The sequence below is a fragment of the Mycobacterium sp. IS-1496 genome, from assembly GCF_001499995.1.
In the GTDB taxonomy this organism is placed as follows: Bacteria; Actinomycetota; Actinomycetes; order Mycobacteriales; family Mycobacteriaceae; genus Mycobacterium.
Genome location: NZ_LQIU01000015.1, coordinates 1 through 17,519, shown reverse-complemented (window position 1 = coordinate 17,519; position 17,519 = coordinate 1). Strand labels below are relative to the sequence as shown.

Here is a 17,519-nt window from a genome sequence, read left to right as displayed (position 1 = left end):
GCTCAGCGCCAGCGCAGCAGTACGAGTTCGGAGCAGAAGCCCGGCCCCATCGCCAACATCAGCCCGCAGCTGCCCGCGGGCGGGTGCTTGGCGATGGTGTCGCGCAGCACGTGCAGCACCGACGCCGACGAGAGGTTGCCGACCTCGGCCAGCGAGCGCCACGTCAACTCCAGTGCGTCGTCGGGCAGTCCGAGGGTCGCGGTGATGGCCTCGATCACCTTGGGGCCGCCCGGATGGCTCACCCAGGTGGCGATGTCGTCGACCGTCATGTGGTGGCCGTTCAGGAACTGCGCGACGTCGTCGCCGAGATAGCGTTCGACGACCTTCGGCACATCCGGGGAGAGCACGAGGCGAAAGCCGCCGGCGTCGATGTCCCAGCCCATCGTCCGCAACGAGTCTGGATAGAGATGGCTGCGGGAGTCGAGGATCTCCGGGCCCGATGCGCCGCCGGCGCGCCGGTCACCGACCGCGACCACCGCCGCGGCGCCGTCGCCGAACAGACTGCTGCCCACCACCGTTGCCATCGACGGGTCCGACTTCGACACCAGGGAACACAACTCGACGGCGAGCAGCACCGCCACCCCGTCCGGGTTCCCGCGCAGGTAGTCGTGCAACCGGGCGACCCCCGCCGCCCCGGCCACGCAGCCCAGCCCGAACATCGGCAGGCGCCGGACGTCGGGGCGCAGGCCGACGCGGGCGGCGATGCGGGCGTCCAACGGCGGTACGGCGATCCCGGTGACCGTGGTCGTCATGATCAGGTCGACGTCGGACGGGTCGAGGCCGGCGTCGTCGAGCGCACCGGTCAGCGCCACGGCGCCGAGTTCCACGGCGTGTTCGATGTAGAGGTCGTTGGCCCGGCCGAAATCGGTCAGTCCGGCGTACTCCTCCAGCGGCAGCACCGTGTGGCGGGTGGCCACTTTCGCGCTGCGGTGCAACGCGCGGATGCTGTCGGCGTACTCGCCGTAACCGGGGATCGCGAGGAGCGCCTCGGTCACCTCGTCCTGGGTGTAGCCATGTGGCGGCACCTCGCCGCGGACGGCTGCGACAACACTCATGGGAAGCCTCCTCTACCTTCACAACGGGTTCCGGCGGCGCGACGTTCAATCCGAAGGCGGTCTCGGACAGGCCGATTCGCTCGCCATCAAGTCAACGATTGATGACTCACCGGGGGCGTCAGTCGGAGACCGGCCCCATGAGGAGTTGGTGGATGACGGGACGCGCGAAGCGCATCAGGTCGTCGCGGCTGAGGTCGGAGACCGCGGGGTTGGCGAGCACGTAGCGGGTGGTGGCCAACCCGATCACGAACGCGCCCATCAGACCGGCGCGCTGGGCCGGATGGTCCGGGGTGACCGCGGCGAGCGCGGGTGCGACCTGCGTGGCGAACACATGGCGCAGCGTGTCGGCGGCGGATTCACTGGTCATCGCCGCGCGCAGGAGTGCGAGGAACGTCGTGTCCTGCTCCCACACCGCGAAGAAGCGGGACAGCAACACGTCGGCGATCTCATCGGCCGCGACCGCGGTCAGGTCGGGCAGGTCGATCCTGAATTCCGCTGCCTCGGCGAACAATTCCTGCTTACTGCCGAAGTACCGGATGATCAGCGCGGGGTCCACGCCCACGTCGGCCGCCACCCCACGCAGCGTGGTGCGCTGGTAGCCGTCGGAACCGAAGCGCCGCCTGGCCGCGGCGAGGATGTCCGCGCGCGTCTGTGGGGCGTTGCGCGTTCGGTCCGTACCCATTCGAAGAACAATAGGTGGCGGGGCGTCGGCAACCCCTCGAACGCCGACGGTCCGCTACGCCGCGGGCGCGGTCCTGCGGGCCGTCGAGCGGGCGTAGAGGCGTTCGCAGCTGGTCAGCCGCAACGGATCCGCGCCCGCGTAGTCGGCGCGCACCGCCAGCGCCGCCACCGCATCGCGCGGGGCGCTGTCCTGACCGACGAGGATGGTCGCCAGCCCGGCGGCCGTCGCCGTGCGCAGACCCGCCGGCGTACCGGTCAGCGCGACGACGCGGTCGGTGGTGACGCCGAGTTCGTCCATCGCGAGGCGGTAGGCGTCGATCCCCGGCGCCGTCACGTCGTCGCGGGTGACGATGGTCTCGACCTGGCCCTCCCCCACGAGCTGGCGCACCAGCGGCTCGGCCCAGGCGCGCCGGCCTGCGGTCACGACCGCGACCGGGATGCCTGCGGCGAAGGCGTCGCCGACGAGGTCGTCGAGGCCGGGCCGGGGGGTCGCGCCCGCATCGAGCACCATCTCGTCGAACATCATCGCCTTGGTCGAGCAGATCTCGTCGGCGAGCAGTTCGATCAGCACGTCGCACTCCGGGCCCACGCAGTGGTTGCGCAGTTCGGCCAGAACGCGCCGGCGTTCGTCGCGCAGTACCCGCAGCCGCCGGTACCGGGCCTGCGACCACTCGATGGGCACGCCGTGCGCGGCGAACGCGGCGTTGAACACCACGCGGTGCACGTCGTCGTCGAGGTCGGTCAACGCCTCGAGGTCGAAGATCAGGGCCCGCAACGGGGTGACGTCGGCATCGACCGGTCGGGCGCCGTCCCACCAGAACCGGCCCGCACACCATGTTCTCTCACGCGTTGTCTGCACTTGATCACAGTGGCCCAGGTCACACGGCGCCGTCCTCCCCCCTATGGGGGATTCGACGTGGCGAAGTTGCCCAGCCGGCGGCCGTCCCGCCTCTAAGGTGATGCCATGACCGCCCAGCGAGAAGCGAAGCGGCATCGCGCATGACCGGCGGGCCAGTGCGGATCGTCCTGGTCGACGACCACGAAATGGTCATCGAGGGACTCAAGGCCATGCTCGCGACGTACGCCGACCGCGTGTCGGTGGTCGGACAGGCGGTGGGCGCCGAACGCGCCGTCGGGGTCGTCGGCGACCTGCGCCCGGACATCGTGCTGTGCGACGTGCGGATGCAGGGTGCCAGCGGCCTGGATCTGTGCCTGGAACTGCGCGGACGCGATCCGGACCAGAAGGTGGTCATGCTGTCGGTGTACGACGACGAGCAGTACCTGTTCCAGGCGCTGCGGGTGGGTGCGTCGGGTTATCTGCTCAAGAGCATCAGCAGCGACGAGCTGGTCCGCCAGCTCGAACTGGCGCACCGCGGAGAGACGGCCATCGATCCGGGGATGGCGGCGCGGGCGGTCGACACCGCCGCCCGGCTGCAGCGCGACGAGTTCTGGCCCGGGGCCCGCCAGGGCCTCACCCAGCGCGAGAGCGAGATCCTGTCGTTCGTCGTGACGGGGCTGTCCAACCGCGGGATCGCCAACAAACTGGTCATCGGCGAGGAGACCGTGAAGACCCATCTGCGGTCGATCTACCGCAAACTCGGCGTGGGTGACCGCGCGGGTGCGGTGGCGACGGCGCTGCGTGAGGGCATCTACCAGTGAGCGCCCGTCCGCTGCTGACCGCCGACCGCGAGTTGGCCCTGCTGCGCGAGCTCATCCAGGCGACGTCCAGCGGGCCCGGCGTGGAACCGCTCGCGGCCGCCGCGGCCCGCATGATCACCGCGGCCACCGGCACCGACGTGTGTTTCGTCCATGTGCTCGACGACTCCGACCGGTCGCTGACCCTGGCCGGCGCCACCCCGCCGTTCGACAGCCAGATCGGCAAGATCCGGCTGCCGCTGGGTCAGGGCATCTCCGGTTGGGTGGCCAGTCACCGGGAGCCGGTGGTGATCGGCCACGACAAGGAGTCCGACCCGCGCTACATGCCGTTCCAGTCGTTGCGCGGCAAGGACTTCACCTCGATGGTGTCGGTGCCGATGCAGACCGACCCGGGAGGGCTGGTCGGGGTGCTCAACGTGCACACCGTGGAACGTCGTGACTTCTCCGAGCGGGACGTGGAGCTGCTGCTCGTGATCGGCCGGCTCATCGCGGGCGCCCTGCACCAGGCGCGGCTGCACCGGCAGTTGGTGGCGCGCGAACGGGCGCACGAGAACTTCGTCGAGCAGGTGATCGAGGCCCAGGAGATCGAGCGCCGCCGGCTGGCCGGCGACATCCACGACGGGATCTCACAACGGCTGGTGACGCTGTCCTACCGGCTCGACGCCGCGGTCCGCGCCCTCGACGATCCCAACGTGGTGGCCGAACAGCTCGGCAAGGCGCGGGAACTGGTGGCGCTGACGCTGGGCGAGGCCCGCGCGGCGATCAGTGGGCTGCGGCCACCGGTGCTCGACGATCTCGGGCTGGCGGGTGGGCTGGCGAGCCTGGCCCGGTCCATCCCGCAGGTGCAGATCGACACCGATCTCGCCGAGCGCCGGCTGCCCGACCACATCGAACTGGCGCTGTACCGCATCGCGCAGGAGTGCCTGCAGAACGTCGTCAAGCACTCCGGCGCCGCCACGGCGCGCTTGACGTTCGGGGTGGCCGACGAGGTGGCGCGGCTCGAGATCATCGACGACGGCGTGGGTTTCGACACCTTCGAACATCCGCTCGGCGGCGACGAGATGGGCGGCTACGGGCTGCTGTCGATGGCCGAGCGCGCGGAGATCGTCGGCGGCCGGCTCAACATCCGGTCCCGGCCGGGTGCGGGAACGGCGGTGACGGCGACGATCCCGCTGCCCTCGGTCACCGACTGAGCTCCCCCGGCCGAGGTCACCCGGGCAGCGTGCATTCGGTGCGCCGATGCGCCTCGACCGCCGCGACGACGTCGTCGGCGATCTCACGCAGCACCTCGAGGCGGTCCGGTCCGACCACGTCGATGAACAGCTCACGCACCCTCGCGGCGTTGGCCGGCGCGCACGCCGCCAACGCGGCGCGGCCGTCGTCGGTCAGCGCGACGAGCGGATAGCGCCCGCCGGCGGGTTCGCGCCGGACCAGCCCGCGGGCCTCCATCCGGCTCAGGTGGTGCGACAACCGGCTCTTCTCCCACTGGGTCGCGGCACCGAGGTCGACGGGGCGCATGCGACCGTCCTCGGCCTCGGACAGGTTCACCAGGATCTCGAAGTCCGAGTCGGACAGGTCGAATTCGCGTTGCAGGTGTCGATGCAGGTGCCGGCCCAGGGTCTGCTGCATGGCGATGTACGCACGCCACGCCCGCTGCTCGTCGTCGGTGAGCCATCTCCCGGTCGCCATGACGCCGATCCTAGCCGACGGGTTGACGTATCAACCCACTCGCGCCTAGAGTCGCCTCTAGGTTGATACATCAACTCCGAGAGGGGACAGACATGACGGGGCAGAAGATCATCGCGGTCGTCGGCGCCACCGGCGCCCAAGGCGGCGGCATGGCCCGGGCACTGCTCGACGACGGTGAGTTCGCCGTCCGCGCGCTGACCCGCGACCCCGGGTCGGCGAAGGCGACGGCTCTGACCCAGGCGGGCGCGCAGGTCGTCGCCGCCGACCTCGACGACGAGGCCAGTCTGGACGCCGCGTTCGCCGGCGTCCACGGCGCGTTCGTGGTCACGAACTACTGGGCGCCGGTGGCACCGGACGACCGACGGTCGCGGGCGCAGCGGGAACTCGCGCAGGCCCGGGCCGCGGCGCGGGCGCTCGAACGTGCCGGCGCGGGCCACGTCGTCTGGTCGACGCTCGAGGACACCCGGGGCCAGTTCGCCGACGACGCCGCCGTCCCGGACGTGGAGGGCTACAAGGTGCCGCACTTCGACGCCAAGGCCGAGGCGGACGCGTACTTCGCCGGCCTGCCGACCACGTACCTGCGGACCACGCTGTTCTTCGAGAACTTCGTCGATTCGTTCCCGCCGAGCCGCGGTGAGGACGGCACCCTGACACTGGCGCTGCCGATCGCCGACCAGCCGCTGGCGGGTATCGCGGTCGACGACATCGGCCGCACGGCGCTGGGCGTCCTGCAACGCGGCGACACGCTCGCCGGGCAGACGGTCAGCATCGCCGGCGACATGCTCACCGGCGACGGATACGCCGCGGCGCTGACCGATGCGCTCGGTGAGCCGGTGACCTACCGCCCCGTGCCGTTCGACGACTTCCGCGCACAGGGATTCCCGTCAGCGGTCGAGATGGGCAACATGTTCCAGTACTACGCGGAGAACTCCGCGGCGTTCACCGGCGCCCGCGACCTGGACCGGGTCCGGGAACTCAACCCGCGGCTGCAGTCCTTCCGGGTCTGGCTCGCCGGCCGTCAGAAGTCCCCCGCGTGACGGCGCAGCGTCTCGATCGAGGCGGCCAGGGCGCGCGACTCGTCGGCGGACATGCCGATGTCGGCGAACACCTCGTTGTTGAGCGTCACGGTGGCGTCCTCGACGGTCTTGCGGCCGAGTTCGGTGATCCGCACGAGCGTGGTGCGGCCGTCGGTCGGATGCGGGACGCGTTCCACCAGACCGCCGGCCTCCAGCCGCCGGATGGCGTGGGTGACGCTGGTGACGTGCACCTGCAGCCGGTCGGAGGCCTTCGTGATGGGCAGCGCGCCCGACCGGCTGAACGCCAGCAGCCGCAGCAGCTCGAATCGGGAGAAGCTCAGATCGTAGGGCCGTAGCGCGGTCTCGACGCGGGCCAGCAGGATCTGGTGGGCCCGCATGACGGAGGTGACGGCGACCATGCCGTCGGCGACCTCACCCCAGCCGGCGGATTCCCAGTTCGCGCGGGCCAGCGCGATCGGGTCATGCTCATCGGGCCCTTCGGTCACCGACCTTTTTTACCATTGCCCGAACTCACAGCGTCTTCTCGAGCAGCACCTCGCGGGTGTCGGCCGAGACGAGTTGCACCGAGGCGATCTCGTCGCGCCGCATCGTGGTGTTGCCGCTCGGCAGGGCGGTGGCGCCGGACAGCCCCAGCCAGGTCGCGATCTCCGAGCGGGTGCCGTCGCGGCCGACCACCACCATGCCGAGCCGGCTCGCAAGCGCCGCGGCACCGCCGCCGGACCACTGGCCGTACGTGCACGCCATGTCGATGCGGGTGCCCCAGCCGAACTCCGACAGGCTCACGGTCGCGTTGAACGGGGTCGGCGCGAGTTTGGTCATCTCGTAGGTGGCCGCGGTGACCTCCGGTGTGGTGGGCTGCAGCCCGAGACCGCCCGGGCGGATCGCGATGACCAGCCCGACGGCCAGCAACGCCGCCGCCACCCCCACCGCCGCCGACGTCAGCCACCGCGACCGGCGCCTGCGCCATTTGGCCTTCTCGAGCACCGCGTCGAGCACCTCGGGCCGCAGCGGCGGCGGGTCGGGCTGCTCCCCGAATTCACCACGGTCGAAGGAGCGCACGTCGTCGGCGTCGAGCATGGCCAGCAGCGCGGGCACGCCGCTGATTTCCGCGACCGCGGCCCGGCACCGGGCGCAGATCTGCATGTGCGCCTCGAACTCGCGCCGGTCGGCGCTGGTCAACGAGCCGAGCACGTAGGCGGCGTCCCATTGCAGATAGGGATCGCCCAAGGCCTCGATCATCGCGTCACCCCCATCTCCTGCAGGTTCAAGCGCAACGCCCGGACCGCGTAGTGCAGCCGGGATTTCACGGTGCCCTCCGGTATCTCGAGTTCGGCGGCGATCTGCCCCGTCGTCCACCCCTGGTAGTACGCACGCCGCACCACCGCCCGGTGGTCGTCGGACAACTGGGCGAGCGCCGAGCCGATGAGCATCCGGTCCAGCGCGGAGTCCACCTTGTCGGGTTCGGTGGGGTGCGCGACGGATTCGACGTCCGGGGTTCCGGATTCCCTGCGGTAGCGCGCGCTGCGCCGCTCGTCGATCACCAGGTTGCGCGCCACGGTGAACAGCCAGGCCCGCGCCGAGCCGTCCGGCCGGTGCCGCCACGCGCGCAGCAGCGTCTCTTGCACGACGTCCTCGGCGGCGGCGGCGTCCCCGGTCAGTTTGAGCGCGTAACGCCACAGCGCATCGGCGTGCTCGTTGTAGAGCACGCGCATCATCGTGGCTTCCGGGTCGTCCATCGCCACCTCCGTCAAGTACACGACGTCGGCGGCGGTTTGGTTCAGCGCCGGTCCAGCCCCGGCGGCCGCCGGATCAGGCCGCGGGCAGGGTCAGGATCCGGGGTCCGTCCTCGGTGACGGCCACGGTGTGCTCCCAGTGCGCCGCACGCGAACCGTCCGAGGTGATGACCGTCCACTCGTCCTCGAGGATCGTGGTCTTGGTCGTGCCGAGGGTGAGCATCGGCTCGATCGCCAGCACCGACCCGGGGGCGAGGCGCGGGCCGCGGCCGGGGGCGCCCTCGTTGGGCAGGAACGGATCCATGTGCATTCGCCTGCCGATACCGTGTCCGCCGTAGCCGTCGACGATGCCGAAGGCCCGCTGATAGCGCGCCTCGGCGGCGCGGGTGCCCTTCTCGATGGCGTGGGAGACGTCGGTCAGGCGGTTGCCGGGCAGCATCGCCGCGATTCCCGCCTCCATCGATTCCCGGGTGGCCGCCGACAGCGCCTCGTCGACGGGGATGAGCGGGCCGACGCCGAAGGTGACCGCCGAGTCGCCGTGCCAACCGTCGAGGATGGCGCCGCAGTCGATCGAGACGAGGTCACCGGAGGCCAGCATCTCGGTGGCCGAGGGGATGCCGTGGACGACGCGGTCGTTGACCGACGAGCAGATGCTGGCGGGGAAACCGTGGTAGCCGAGAAACGACGGGATACCGCCTCCGTCGCGGATGACGGCTTCGGCGATCGCGTCGAGTTCCTTGGTGCTCACACCCGGGACGGCCGCTTCCCGCACCGCGCTCAGCGCCGCGGCGACCAGCGCCCCGGCGGCGGCCATCGCGTCCAGCTCCCCGGGGGTGCGTTGCGCGACGACCTTGTCCTTGCGCAGCCTCAGGCCGGCCACGTCACTTGCCCAGTGCCTGCAGCGCCCGGGCGAACACCTCGTCCATGGACCCGACGGCGTCGACGGTCTTGAGCTCGTCGCGGTAGTGGTCGAGCAGCGGGGCGGTCTCGTCGCGGTACACCTTCATCCGGTTGAGGATGATCTCTTCGGTGTCGTCGGCGCGGCCGCGGCCCTTGAGCCGGGACAGCAGCTCGTCCTCGGAGACGCGGAATTCGATCACCGCGTCGAGGGACAGGTTGCGGGCGTCGAGCATGTCGCCCAGCGCCCGGGCCTGTTCGACCGAACGGGGGTAACCGTCGAGGATGAAGCCGTCCTTGGCGTCGTCCTGACCGATGCGGTCTTCGACGAGCGCGTTGGTGAGGGTGCTCGGCACGAGGTCGCCGGCGTCGAGGTAGCGCTTGGCCTCCACCCCGAGTTCGGTCTCGTTCGTGATGTTGTCGCGGAACAGATCGCCGGTCGAGATGTGCGGGATCCCCAGCTTCTCGGCCAGCTTCGCGGCCTGCGTGCCCTTGCCCGCACCCGGCGGTCCGAGTAGAACGATCCTCACTTCAGGAACCCTTCGTAGTTGCGCTGCATGAGCTGACTTTCGATCTGTTTGACGGTGTCCAGACCCACGCCGATCATGATCAGCACGCCGACGCCGCCGAAGGGCAGGTTCTGCACCGGACCGCCGCTGCCCACGGTGAGGAACAGGTTCGGCAGCACCGCGATGACACCGAGGTAGATCGAGCCGGGCAGCGTGATCCGGCTCAGCACGTAGCGGAGGTAGTCGGCGGTCGGCTTACCCGGGCGGATGCCGGGGATGAATCCGCCGAACTTCTTCATCTCGTCGGCCCGCTCGTCCGGGTTGAACGTGATGGACACGTAGAAGTAGGTGAAGAAGATGATCAGCGCGAAGTAGATGCCGATGTACCAGGGGCTGCTCGGGTCCGTCAGATACTCCGCGACCAGACGATCCCACCAGCCGGTGCCCGGATTGGAGCTGCCGCTCTGGATCAACTGCGTGATCAGCTGCGGGATGTAGATCAGCGACGAGGCGAAGATGACGGGGATGACGCCGGCCTGGTTGACCTTCAGCGGCAGGTAGGTCGAGGTGCCGCCGTACATCCGGCGGCCGACCATGCGCTTGGCGTACTGCACCGGGATGCGGCGCTGGCCCTGCTCGACGAACACGACGCCGATGATGATGATGAGCGCGCCGGCACAGACGGCGGCGAACACCATGCCACCGCGGCTGTCGAGGATCGACTTGCCCTCGCCGGGCATGGCCGCCGCGATGCTGGCGAAGATGATCAGCGACATGCCGTTGCCGATACCGCGCTCGGTGACGAGCTCACCCATCCACATGACCAGCGTGGCGCCCGCGGTCATCACCAGCACGATGACCAGCAGCGAGAAGATCGACTGGTCGTTGATGATGTCGAGGGCGCAACCCTGCAGGAGACCGCCGTTGGCGGCCAGCGCGACGATGCTGGTGGACTGCAGGACGGCCAAGGCGACCGCCAGATAACGCGTGTACTGCGTCATCTTGGCCTGTCCGGCCTGCCCCTCCTTGCGCAGCTGCTCGAACCGCGGGATCACCACGGTCAACAGCTGCACGATGATGCTCGCGGTGATGTAGGGCATGACGCCCACCGCGAACACCGACAGCTGGAGCAGCGCACCGCCGGAGAACAGGTTGATCAGCGAGTAGATCTGGCCCGACTCACCGCCGCTGACCTGGGCGATGCACTCCTGCACGTTGGGGTAGTTGACCCCGGGAGACGGCAGCGAGGCGCCGACCCGATAGAGCAGGACCACGCCCAGCGTGAACAGGATCTTGCGCCTCAGGTCGGCCGTCCGCAGCGACGAGATGAAAGCCGAAAGCACTCTTTCCTCCTGCGCAGCCGACCTCTTGAGCGCGGCGTGCCAAATGGGGCTGGACAAACCAGCGTCATGGTCAAGTCACACGCACCGTCTCGGACAGGACATCTCGCCTGCTAGCGGCACGCGTCAAACAGTCTACGAGAGTAACAGTTGCCACCGGGCATGCCCGCATCGCTGCGCACTCGCAGATTGCCTACAGATTCGAAGCGTACAGTCGGCGCGAGCTGGTTAACCCGGCTAATTAGTTGACGGGCCGCACTCTCGACAAGGGGTCAACCGATGGCACGTACCGACAACGACACGTGGGATCTGGCGTCCAGCGTGGGAGCCACCGCCACCATGGTCGCCGCGGCGCGGGCCGTGGCGACCCGGCAACCGGACGCGGTGATCGACGATCCGTTCGCCGAACCCCTGGTGCGCGCGGTGGGTGTCGACTTCTTCACCCGACTCGCGACCGGGGACATCACCCCGACCGATCTCGACCCGGACGGCGCCGGCGGCGCCGGCAACATGGATCGGTTCGCCGACGGGATGGCCGCGCGCACCCGGTTCTTCGACGATTTCTTCTCCGACGCCGCCGATGCCGGGGTGCGCCAGGCGGTCATCCTGGCCGCCGGGCTGGACTCGCGCGCCTACCGACTGCCGTGGCCCGCGGGCACCGTGGTGTTCGAGGTCGACCAGCCGGGTGTGATCTCGTTCAAGACGGACACGCTCGCCCGGCTGGGGGCGCGGCCGACCGCCGACCGCCGCACGGTTCCGGTGGACCTTCGCGACGATTGGGTCGGCGCGCTGGACGCCGCCGGATTCGACCGCACCACGCCGACGGCCTGGATCGCGGAGGGGTTGTTCGGATATCTGCCGCCCGAGGCGCAGGACCGGCTGCTCGACCAGATCACCGAAGTCAGCCCGCCGGGAAGCCGGCTGGCCGCCGAGGGTGTGGTGAGCTCGCCGGACGTCGACGAGGAGCAGATCCGCGAGCGGATGGCTGCGGTGCGCGACCAGTGGCGTAGGTACGGGTTCGACCTCGACTTCTCCGAGTTGATCTACACCGGCGAGCGCGCCGAGGTGGCGGCCTACCTCGCCGAGCGCGGCTGGCGAACCGACAGCATCACCGCGACTGCCCTACTGGAGAAGTGCGGGCTGCAGTCGGCCGAGGACTCCAGCGCCAACTTCGCCGACGTCCGCTACGTGACCGCGGTCAGGTAGGGACGCCGCCATGGCGCGCAGCGACGAGGACACCTGGGATCTGGCGTCCAGCGTGGGCGCCACCGCGACGATGGTGGCCGCGGCGCGGGCCGTGGCGAGCCGGCAACCGGACGCGCTGATCGACGACCCGTACGCCGAAGCGCTCGTGCGCGCGGTGGGTGTGGAGTACTTCGTGAAACTGCTCGACGGGGACATCACCCTCGAAACGGACGACGCCGCGATGCTGGCGGTGATGACCGACGTGATGGCGGTGCGGACCCGGTTCTTCGACGACTTCTTCCTCTCGTCCGGTCAAGCGGGGGTCCGCCAGGCGGTCATCCTGGCGTCGGGCCTGGACGCCCGCGCGTACCGGCTGCCGTGGCCGTCGGACTCGGTCGTCTACGAGATCGACCAGCCCGAGGTCATCGAGTTCAAGACCCGCACCCTGGCCGGCCTCGGCGCCTCCCCCGCGACCGCCCTGCGCACCGTGGCCGTCGACCTGCGCGACGACTGGCCCCGCGCGCTGCGCGACCGTGGCTTCGACCCTCGGGTCCCGACGGCGTGGATCGCCGAGGGGCTGTTGATCTATCTGCCGCCGGAGGCGCAGGACCGGTTGTTCGACAACATCACCGCACTGTCCGCGCCGGGCAGCAGGCTGGCCACCGAGTTCCACCCGGACCCGAGCGCACGGATCGGCGCGGCCTCGGCGCGCATGAGCCAGGAGTGGCGCCGCCACGGCCTCAACCTCGACATGGCCGACCTGTTCTACGACGGTGAGCGCAACCCGGTCGTCGACTACCTGGCCGAGCAGGGCTGGGACGTCGAGGCGCGCAGCAGACCGGACATGTTCGCCCGCTACGGGCGGCCGTTCCCCACCGGCGACGACGTGGAGGCGCTACGCCAGTCGCTCGCCGTGACCGCGACGAAGAGTGAGGACCCTGATGGCCCGTACCGAAGGTGACACCTGGGACCTGGCGTCGAGCGTCGGCTCGACGGCGACCGGCGTGGCCGCGTCACGCGCGCTGGCCTCCAAACAGCCCGACCCGCTGATCGTCGACCCCTATGCCGATCCTCTGGTGAAGGCCGTCGGGCTGGAGCACTGCAACCGGCGCGCCGACGGCGAGATGCACGTCGAGGGTCATCCGATGCTCGACAACCGGCGCGCCTGCGAGCAGATCGCGGTGCGGACGCGGTTCTTCGACGACTTCTTCACCGCCTCGACTGCGGCGGGCGTGCGGCAGGCGGTGATCCTGGCGTCCGGGCTGGACACCCGCGCCTACCGGTTGGACTGGCCCGCCGGGACGGTCGTCTACGAGATCGACCAGCCCGAGGTGGTCGAGTTCAAGACCCGCACGCTTTCCGGGTTGGGCGCCTCCCCCACCGCCGAACTGCGCACCGTCGGGGTCGACCTGCGCGACGACTGGGCGAGCGCGCTGCGGGACAGCGGCTTCGACCCGGGTGCTCCCACGGCGTGGATCGCGGAGGGGCTGTTGATCTACCTTCCGCCCGAGGCGCAAGACCGGCTGTTCGACACGATCATCGCGCTGTCGGCGCCGGGCAGCCGGATCGCGACCGAGCACATGGACTTCGGCGGGTCGAGCGACGCGTGGCTGCAGCGCGTCAGCGAGTGGTCGAAGCACGTCGGCTCGAAGGTCGACCTGCTCGACCTGTTCTACACCGGAGGCAACCCGGCCGGCACGTATCTCGCCGAGCGCGGTTGGCGGATCGAGGTGCTCACGTCGACTCAAGCGTACGCTGCCAACGGATTCGAGTATCCGGAAGACCTGGCCGCGGTGGCCGCCGACTCCGGTTACCTCACGGCGACACTCGAAACGAGGTAGGCCATGGCACGAGCTGAGGGCGACAGCTGGGATGTGGCATCGAGCGTCGGCGCGACGGCCACGATGGTGGCGGCGGGCCGGGCGGTCGCGAGCCGTGATCCGCGCGGCCTGATCGACGATCCGTATGCCGCGCCGCTGGTGCGCGCGGTCGGGATCGAGTTCTTCACCAAGGTCGCCGACGGCGAGTTCGACATGACCGAACTCGATCCGTCGTCCGGCGCGCAGATGCAGGCACGCATCGACGAGATGGCCTTGCGGACACGGTTTTTCGACGACTACTTCCTCGCCTCCACCAGCGGCGGCATCCGTCAGGTGGTGATCCTGGCCTCCGGGCTGGACTCGCGGGCCTACCGCCTGCCGTGGCCCGACGGCACGGTGGTCTACGAGATCGACCAGCCGGCGGTGATCGAGTTCAAGACGTCCACGCTCGCCGGGATCGGGGCCGAGCCCACCGCGCAGCGGCGGACCGTCGCGATCGACCTGCGGGAGGACTGGCCGGCCGCGTTGCGGGCGGCTGGTTTCGACAGTGCGGCGCCGACGGCGTGGTGCGCCGAGGGTCTGCTCATCTACCTGCCGCCCGAGGCCCAGGATCTGTTGTTCGACAACATCACCGCGATGAGCGCCGCGGGCAGCACGGTGGCGACGGAGTATGTGCCGGGGATCCTGAACTTCGATGCCGAGAAGGCCAGGGCGTCGACGGCCCAGATGCGTGAGCACGGGTTGGACCTGGACATGCCGTCGCTGGTCTACCACGGCGACCGCAAACACGTCATGGAGTACCTGACGTCACTCGGATGGCAGGTGACGGGCCTGCCGCGGGCGCAGCTGTTCGCCAAGCACGGGGTGACGATGGTCGACCACGACAACGACCCGCTCGGTGAGATCGTCTACGTCAGCGGCACGTATCGGTGATCCGCGGCCGGCCCGGCGGTCAGAACCTGTACTCCCCCAGCCACATTGCGTTGACGCCGCTCATCGACCGCTCGGCCTGGTCGATGAGGTTGACCACGGACCGGCCGACCAGCACCCCGAGGGCGTCGGGCAGCGATGCCGCGGCGGGCTGCGAGGACGGCTTGGGGCGCAGCATGTCGAGCAGCGACGAGGCCGGGTAGTTGACGATGCGCACGTCGGCGCCGGGCTCCAGGCCGGCCAGCACCTTGGCCCGGTCGATAGCGGTGCGCAGCCCGCCGAGTTCGTCGACCAGCCCGCGCTCCTTGGCGTCGGCGCCGGTCCACACCCGGCCTCGCGCCACCTCGCCGACGGCCTCCACGGACAGTCCGCGGCCGTCGGCGACGCGTTCGACGAAATCGGTGTAGAACAGGTCGGCCTCGGCTTCGACGTGGGCCTGCTGTTCGTCGGTGAACGGCGAATCGGCCGACCACGCATCGGCATTGGCGTTGGTGCGCACCGAATCCGAGCCGACGCCCAGACGGTCCTTGAGTTCGCGGGCGACGAGCTTGCCCGTGACGACGCCGATCGATCCGGTGATGGTGCCCGGGTTGGCGACGATCGCGTCGGCGCCCATCGAGACGTAGTAACCACCGGATGCGGCGACCGCCCCCATGGAGGCGACGACGGGGGTGCCACCCTCGCGGACACGCAGCACCTCACGCCAGATGGTCTCCGATCCGGTGACCGACCCGCCGGGGCTCTCGACTCGGAGCACGATCGCCGAGACGTCCTTGTCGGCGGCCGCTTCCCGCAGTGCCGCGGCGATGGTGTCACCGCCGGCGCTCGAATTGCCCAGCGGCAGCAGGCCGGGGCCGCCGCGGCCGCTGACGATCGGCCCGTGGAGGGTGACGACCGCGACGGTGGGTTTGGCTTTACGGCCGGGGATCGACGGACCGCCGCCGGGCGCGGTGGCGCGGGCGTAGCGGGACAGGAACAGCCGCGGCGGCGCGTCGGGACCGTCGACGTTCTGGGGTGTGACGCCCTCGACGCCGGCGAGGTCGGCGATGCGCGCGTAGGCCTGGTCGCGGAAGCCGATGCGGTCGACCAGTCCGCCGCTCACCGCGGCATCACGCAGCAGTGGGGCTTTGTCGGCCAGGGCGTCGATGTCGTCGGCGTTGAGGTTGCGCGACTCGGCGACGGCCGTGAGCACCTGGTGATTGAGGCTCTCGATCAGCCGGCTGTCGGCTTCGCGGTGCGGCTCGGTGTAGCTGTCCTGGGTGAAAAGGTTTGCCGCAGACTTGTATTCGCCACGGGCGGTGAACTGCGCCTCGATGCCGGCCTTGTCGAGGGCGTCACGCAGGAACAGCGCGCTGGTGGCGAAGCCGACCAGGCCGACCGTGCCGGACGGCTGCATCCACACCTCACGGAACGCCGAGGCGAGGTAGTAGGACAGCGTGCCGGGGTAGGTTTCGGCCCAGGCGACTGAAGGCTTCTTGGCGCTGAACGCGGCGATGGCCTGCCGCAGTTCCTGGACGGGGGCGGCGGGCGCGGCGGTGATCTGCACACGCGCGATCAGGCCGGCCACGCGGTCGTCGTCGGCGGCGCGGTGGATGGCGGCGACCACCTGACGGAGCACCATGGGACGTCCGCCCGCCGAGATCATCGCCAACGGGTCGAACCCGCTGGTCTCCGGCGGCACCGACATGAGGTCGAGTTCGAGCACGCAGCCGCTGGGGATGCCCTTGTGGCGAGCGGTGTCGACCCGCCGAACCAGGGCACGTACATCGTCGGCGCCGGGGATGCCGGGTAAGAAGGCGAACATAGGACCGAGGGTACCGGCGTGCCGGAAGTGCACCGGCGGGCCGCCGTACCGTGATGGAGTGCGCTTCTCGATCTCGATCCCCCAGCTCGATCCCGACGGCTTCGACGCAGAGGGTGTGAAGAGCTACCTGGCCCGGGCCGAGGAGTTGGGCTTCGAAGGCGGATGGGTGTTGGAGCAGCCGATCGGGCCGACGCCGCTCATCGCACCGCTGGAGCTGTTGGCGTATGCGGCGGCGTGTACGACGCAGCTGCGGCTCGGCGTGGGCGTGCTGGTGTCGTCGCTGCATGACCCGCTGCAACTGGCGGCATCGATCACCGCAGTCGACCGGCTCAGCCACGGACGGCTGGATGTCGGGGTGGCGCCGGGTGGTGGGCGGCGGAAGTTCGCGGCGTTCGGCGTGGCCCGGGAGACGTTCGTGGGGTACTTCACCGAAGGCCTCGAGTTGATGAAGGCGGCGTGGTCGGATGATGCGCGGGTGACCTTCCACGGGCGGTTCCGCGATGTCGACGACCTGCCGATCCAGCCGAAGCCGGTCCAGCGTCCGCATCCGCCGATCTGGTTCGGCGCCAACGCCCCTGCGGCGCTCGCGCGGGCGGTTCGGCACGGTGACGGCTTCCTCGGCGCCGGTTCGTCGAGCACCGAGAGCTTCGCCGCCGCCGTGCAGGTGGTGCGTCGCGAGCTCGGCGAACAGGGCCGCGACGCAACGAGATTCAGGATCGGTAAGCGGGTGTACCTGATGGTCGACGACAACGCGGCGCGGGCCAGTGAACGTGTGATGACCGGCTTGCACCGGATCTACGGCAACATGGCGGGCATCGACGCGGTCCCGGTGGCGGGCACGCCCGACGAGGTGGCGCGGGGCCTGCGGGAGGTCATCGCCGCCGGTGCGCAGATGGTGCTGTGCAACCCCGTCGGCGGGACCGTCGCGGAAGACCGCGAACAGATGGAACGCCTGGCGGCCGAGGTGCTTCCGCAACTCGGCTGACCCATCCGCGTCAGAACGGCGGTGGTTTGGTGCGTTCGGCGACGAAGCCGTCGTTGAGTCGGCGTTCAGCTTCGATGCGCCGGGCGCGATTCTGCGCGCGAGTGCGTCGCCGTTTGGGCATCATCATGAGGCCGCGGTCGGTTTTCGTGGTGTTGGTCGGTCCTATCGGTGCTGGGGCGGTGGGGGTGCACAGGGTGG

Annotated in this window: 19 protein-coding genes and 1 pseudogene; 8 read left to right on the top strand and 12 right to left on the bottom strand. The window is 70.0% G+C overall.

The genetic code is table 11. The features are described from left to right. Positions 1–2: 2 nt before the first annotated feature. The 3 genes from AU195_RS10250 to AU195_RS10240 form a co-directional block, all read right to left on the bottom strand. Complete coding sequence (locus AU195_RS10250; protein ID WP_059158967.1) at positions 3–1,055, bottom strand: type III polyketide synthase; 1,053 nt, start codon at positions 1,053–1,055, stop codon at positions 3–5. Positions 1,056–1,173: 118 nt separating this feature from the next. Beyond that, on the bottom strand, positions 1,174–1,737 hold the full coding sequence (locus AU195_RS10245; protein WP_059158966.1) for a TetR/AcrR family transcriptional regulator: 564 nt from the start codon (positions 1,735–1,737) through the stop codon (positions 1,174–1,176). 54 nt (positions 1,738–1,791) lie between these two features. Further along, positions 1,792–2,595, bottom strand: a complete 804-nt coding sequence (locus tag AU195_RS10240; RefSeq protein WP_059158965.1) for an HAD family hydrolase — start codon at positions 2,593–2,595, stop codon at positions 1,792–1,794. Between the two features lie 140 nt (positions 2,596–2,735). On the opposite strand from AU195_RS10240, the gene AU195_RS10235 reads away from it, so the two are divergent. Continuing rightward, positions 2,736–3,395, top strand: coding sequence for a response regulator (locus tag AU195_RS10235; RefSeq protein ID WP_059158964.1), 660 nt, complete (start codon positions 2,736–2,738; stop codon positions 3,393–3,395). Then, positions 3,392–4,585 carry a GAF domain-containing sensor histidine kinase gene (locus tag AU195_RS10230; RefSeq protein ID WP_059158963.1) on the top strand — a complete coding sequence of 398 codons (1,194 nt, stop codon included), beginning with the start codon at positions 3,392–3,394 and terminating at the stop codon, positions 4,583–4,585. Before AU195_RS10235 ends, AU195_RS10230 begins: the two co-directional genes overlap by 4 nt. A gap of 16 nt (positions 4,586–4,601) precedes the next feature. Here AU195_RS10230 and AU195_RS10225 read toward each other — a convergent pair whose 3' ends face one another. Beyond that, a complete protein-coding gene (locus tag AU195_RS10225; protein WP_059158962.1) occupies positions 4,602–5,081 on the bottom strand; it encodes a MarR family winged helix-turn-helix transcriptional regulator in 480 nt (159 codons plus the stop codon). Positions 5,082–5,173: 92 nt separating this feature from the next. Here AU195_RS10225 and AU195_RS10220 point away from each other — a divergent pair, with 92 nt between their 5' ends. After that, on the top strand, positions 5,174–6,118 hold the full coding sequence (locus AU195_RS10220; protein ID WP_059158961.1) for an NmrA/HSCARG family protein: 945 nt from the start codon (positions 5,174–5,176) through the stop codon (positions 6,116–6,118). Here the strand turns inward: AU195_RS10220 and AU195_RS10215 are convergent. The 6 genes from AU195_RS10215 to secY form a co-directional block, all read right to left on the bottom strand. Continuing rightward, a complete protein-coding gene (locus tag AU195_RS10215) occupies positions 6,100–6,603 on the bottom strand; it encodes a MarR family winged helix-turn-helix transcriptional regulator (protein WP_059096577.1) in 504 nt (167 codons plus the stop codon). The genes AU195_RS10220 and AU195_RS10215 overlap by 19 nt on opposite strands. Positions 6,604–6,628: 25 nt before the next feature. Then, complete coding sequence (locus tag AU195_RS10210; RefSeq protein WP_059158960.1) at positions 6,629–7,357, bottom strand: anti-sigma factor family protein; 729 nt, start codon at positions 7,355–7,357, stop codon at positions 6,629–6,631. Further along, a complete protein-coding gene (locus AU195_RS10205; protein WP_059159020.1) occupies positions 7,354–7,854 on the bottom strand; it encodes a sigma-70 family RNA polymerase sigma factor in 501 nt (166 codons plus the stop codon). Before AU195_RS10205 ends, AU195_RS10210 begins: the two co-directional genes overlap by 4 nt. A gap of 73 nt (positions 7,855–7,927) precedes the next feature. Then, on the bottom strand, positions 7,928–8,731 hold the full coding sequence (gene map, locus AU195_RS10200; protein WP_059158959.1) for a type I methionyl aminopeptidase: 804 nt from the start codon (positions 8,729–8,731) through the stop codon (positions 7,928–7,930). A gap of 1 nt (position 8,732) precedes the next feature. Continuing rightward, on the bottom strand, positions 8,733–9,278 hold the full coding sequence (locus AU195_RS10195; RefSeq protein WP_059158958.1) for an adenylate kinase: 546 nt from the start codon (positions 9,276–9,278) through the stop codon (positions 8,733–8,735). Next, positions 9,275–10,600: a preprotein translocase subunit SecY gene (gene secY, locus AU195_RS10190; RefSeq protein WP_059096573.1), complete on the bottom strand. Its 1,326-nt coding sequence runs from the start codon at positions 10,598–10,600 to the stop codon at positions 9,275–9,277. Before secY ends, AU195_RS10195 begins: the two co-directional genes overlap by 4 nt. A gap of 276 nt (positions 10,601–10,876) precedes the next feature. Between secY and AU195_RS10185 the strand changes: the two genes are divergently transcribed. Genes AU195_RS10185 through AU195_RS10170 form a run of 4 tightly spaced genes read left to right on the top strand, consistent with a single transcriptional unit; the run spans position 10,877 to position 14,535 of the window. After that, positions 10,877–11,803, top strand: a complete 927-nt coding sequence (locus AU195_RS10185; RefSeq protein WP_059158957.1) for a class I SAM-dependent methyltransferase — start codon at positions 10,877–10,879, stop codon at positions 11,801–11,803. Positions 11,804–11,813: 10 nt separating this feature from the next. Beyond that, on the top strand, positions 11,814–12,743 hold the full coding sequence (locus tag AU195_RS10180) for a class I SAM-dependent methyltransferase (RefSeq protein WP_059158956.1): 930 nt from the start codon (positions 11,814–11,816) through the stop codon (positions 12,741–12,743). Then, positions 12,724–13,623 carry a class I SAM-dependent methyltransferase gene (locus AU195_RS10175; RefSeq protein ID WP_059158955.1) on the top strand — a complete coding sequence of 300 codons (900 nt, stop codon included), beginning with the start codon at positions 12,724–12,726 and terminating at the stop codon, positions 13,621–13,623. The genes AU195_RS10180 and AU195_RS10175 overlap by 20 nt, the downstream gene beginning before the upstream one ends. A 3-nt stretch (positions 13,624–13,626) precedes the next feature. After that, the gene (locus tag AU195_RS10170) at positions 13,627–14,535 is read left to right on the top strand and encodes a class I SAM-dependent methyltransferase (RefSeq protein WP_059158954.1); all 909 of its coding nucleotides are present in this window, start codon (positions 13,627–13,629) and stop codon (positions 14,533–14,535) included. Between the two features lie 19 nt (positions 14,536–14,554). On the opposite strand, the gene sppA is transcribed toward AU195_RS10170, so the two are convergent. After that, positions 14,555–16,336 (bottom strand): signal peptide peptidase SppA, encoded by a 1,782-nt coding sequence (gene sppA, locus AU195_RS10165; RefSeq protein WP_059158953.1) that lies wholly within the window; start codon positions 16,334–16,336, stop codon positions 14,555–14,557. A 58-nt stretch (positions 16,337–16,394) separates the two neighbouring features. On the opposite strand from sppA, the gene AU195_RS10160 reads away from it, so the two are divergent. Beyond that, entirely contained in the window at positions 16,395–17,321 is a 927-nt protein-coding gene (locus AU195_RS10160; protein ID WP_059158952.1) for an LLM class flavin-dependent oxidoreductase, read from the top strand. 10 nt (positions 17,322–17,331) lie between these two features. Here the strand turns inward: AU195_RS10160 and AU195_RS26065 are convergent. Further along, positions 17,332–17,519: pseudogene (locus tag AU195_RS26065) on the bottom strand (HNH endonuclease signature motif containing protein); the annotation flags it as partial.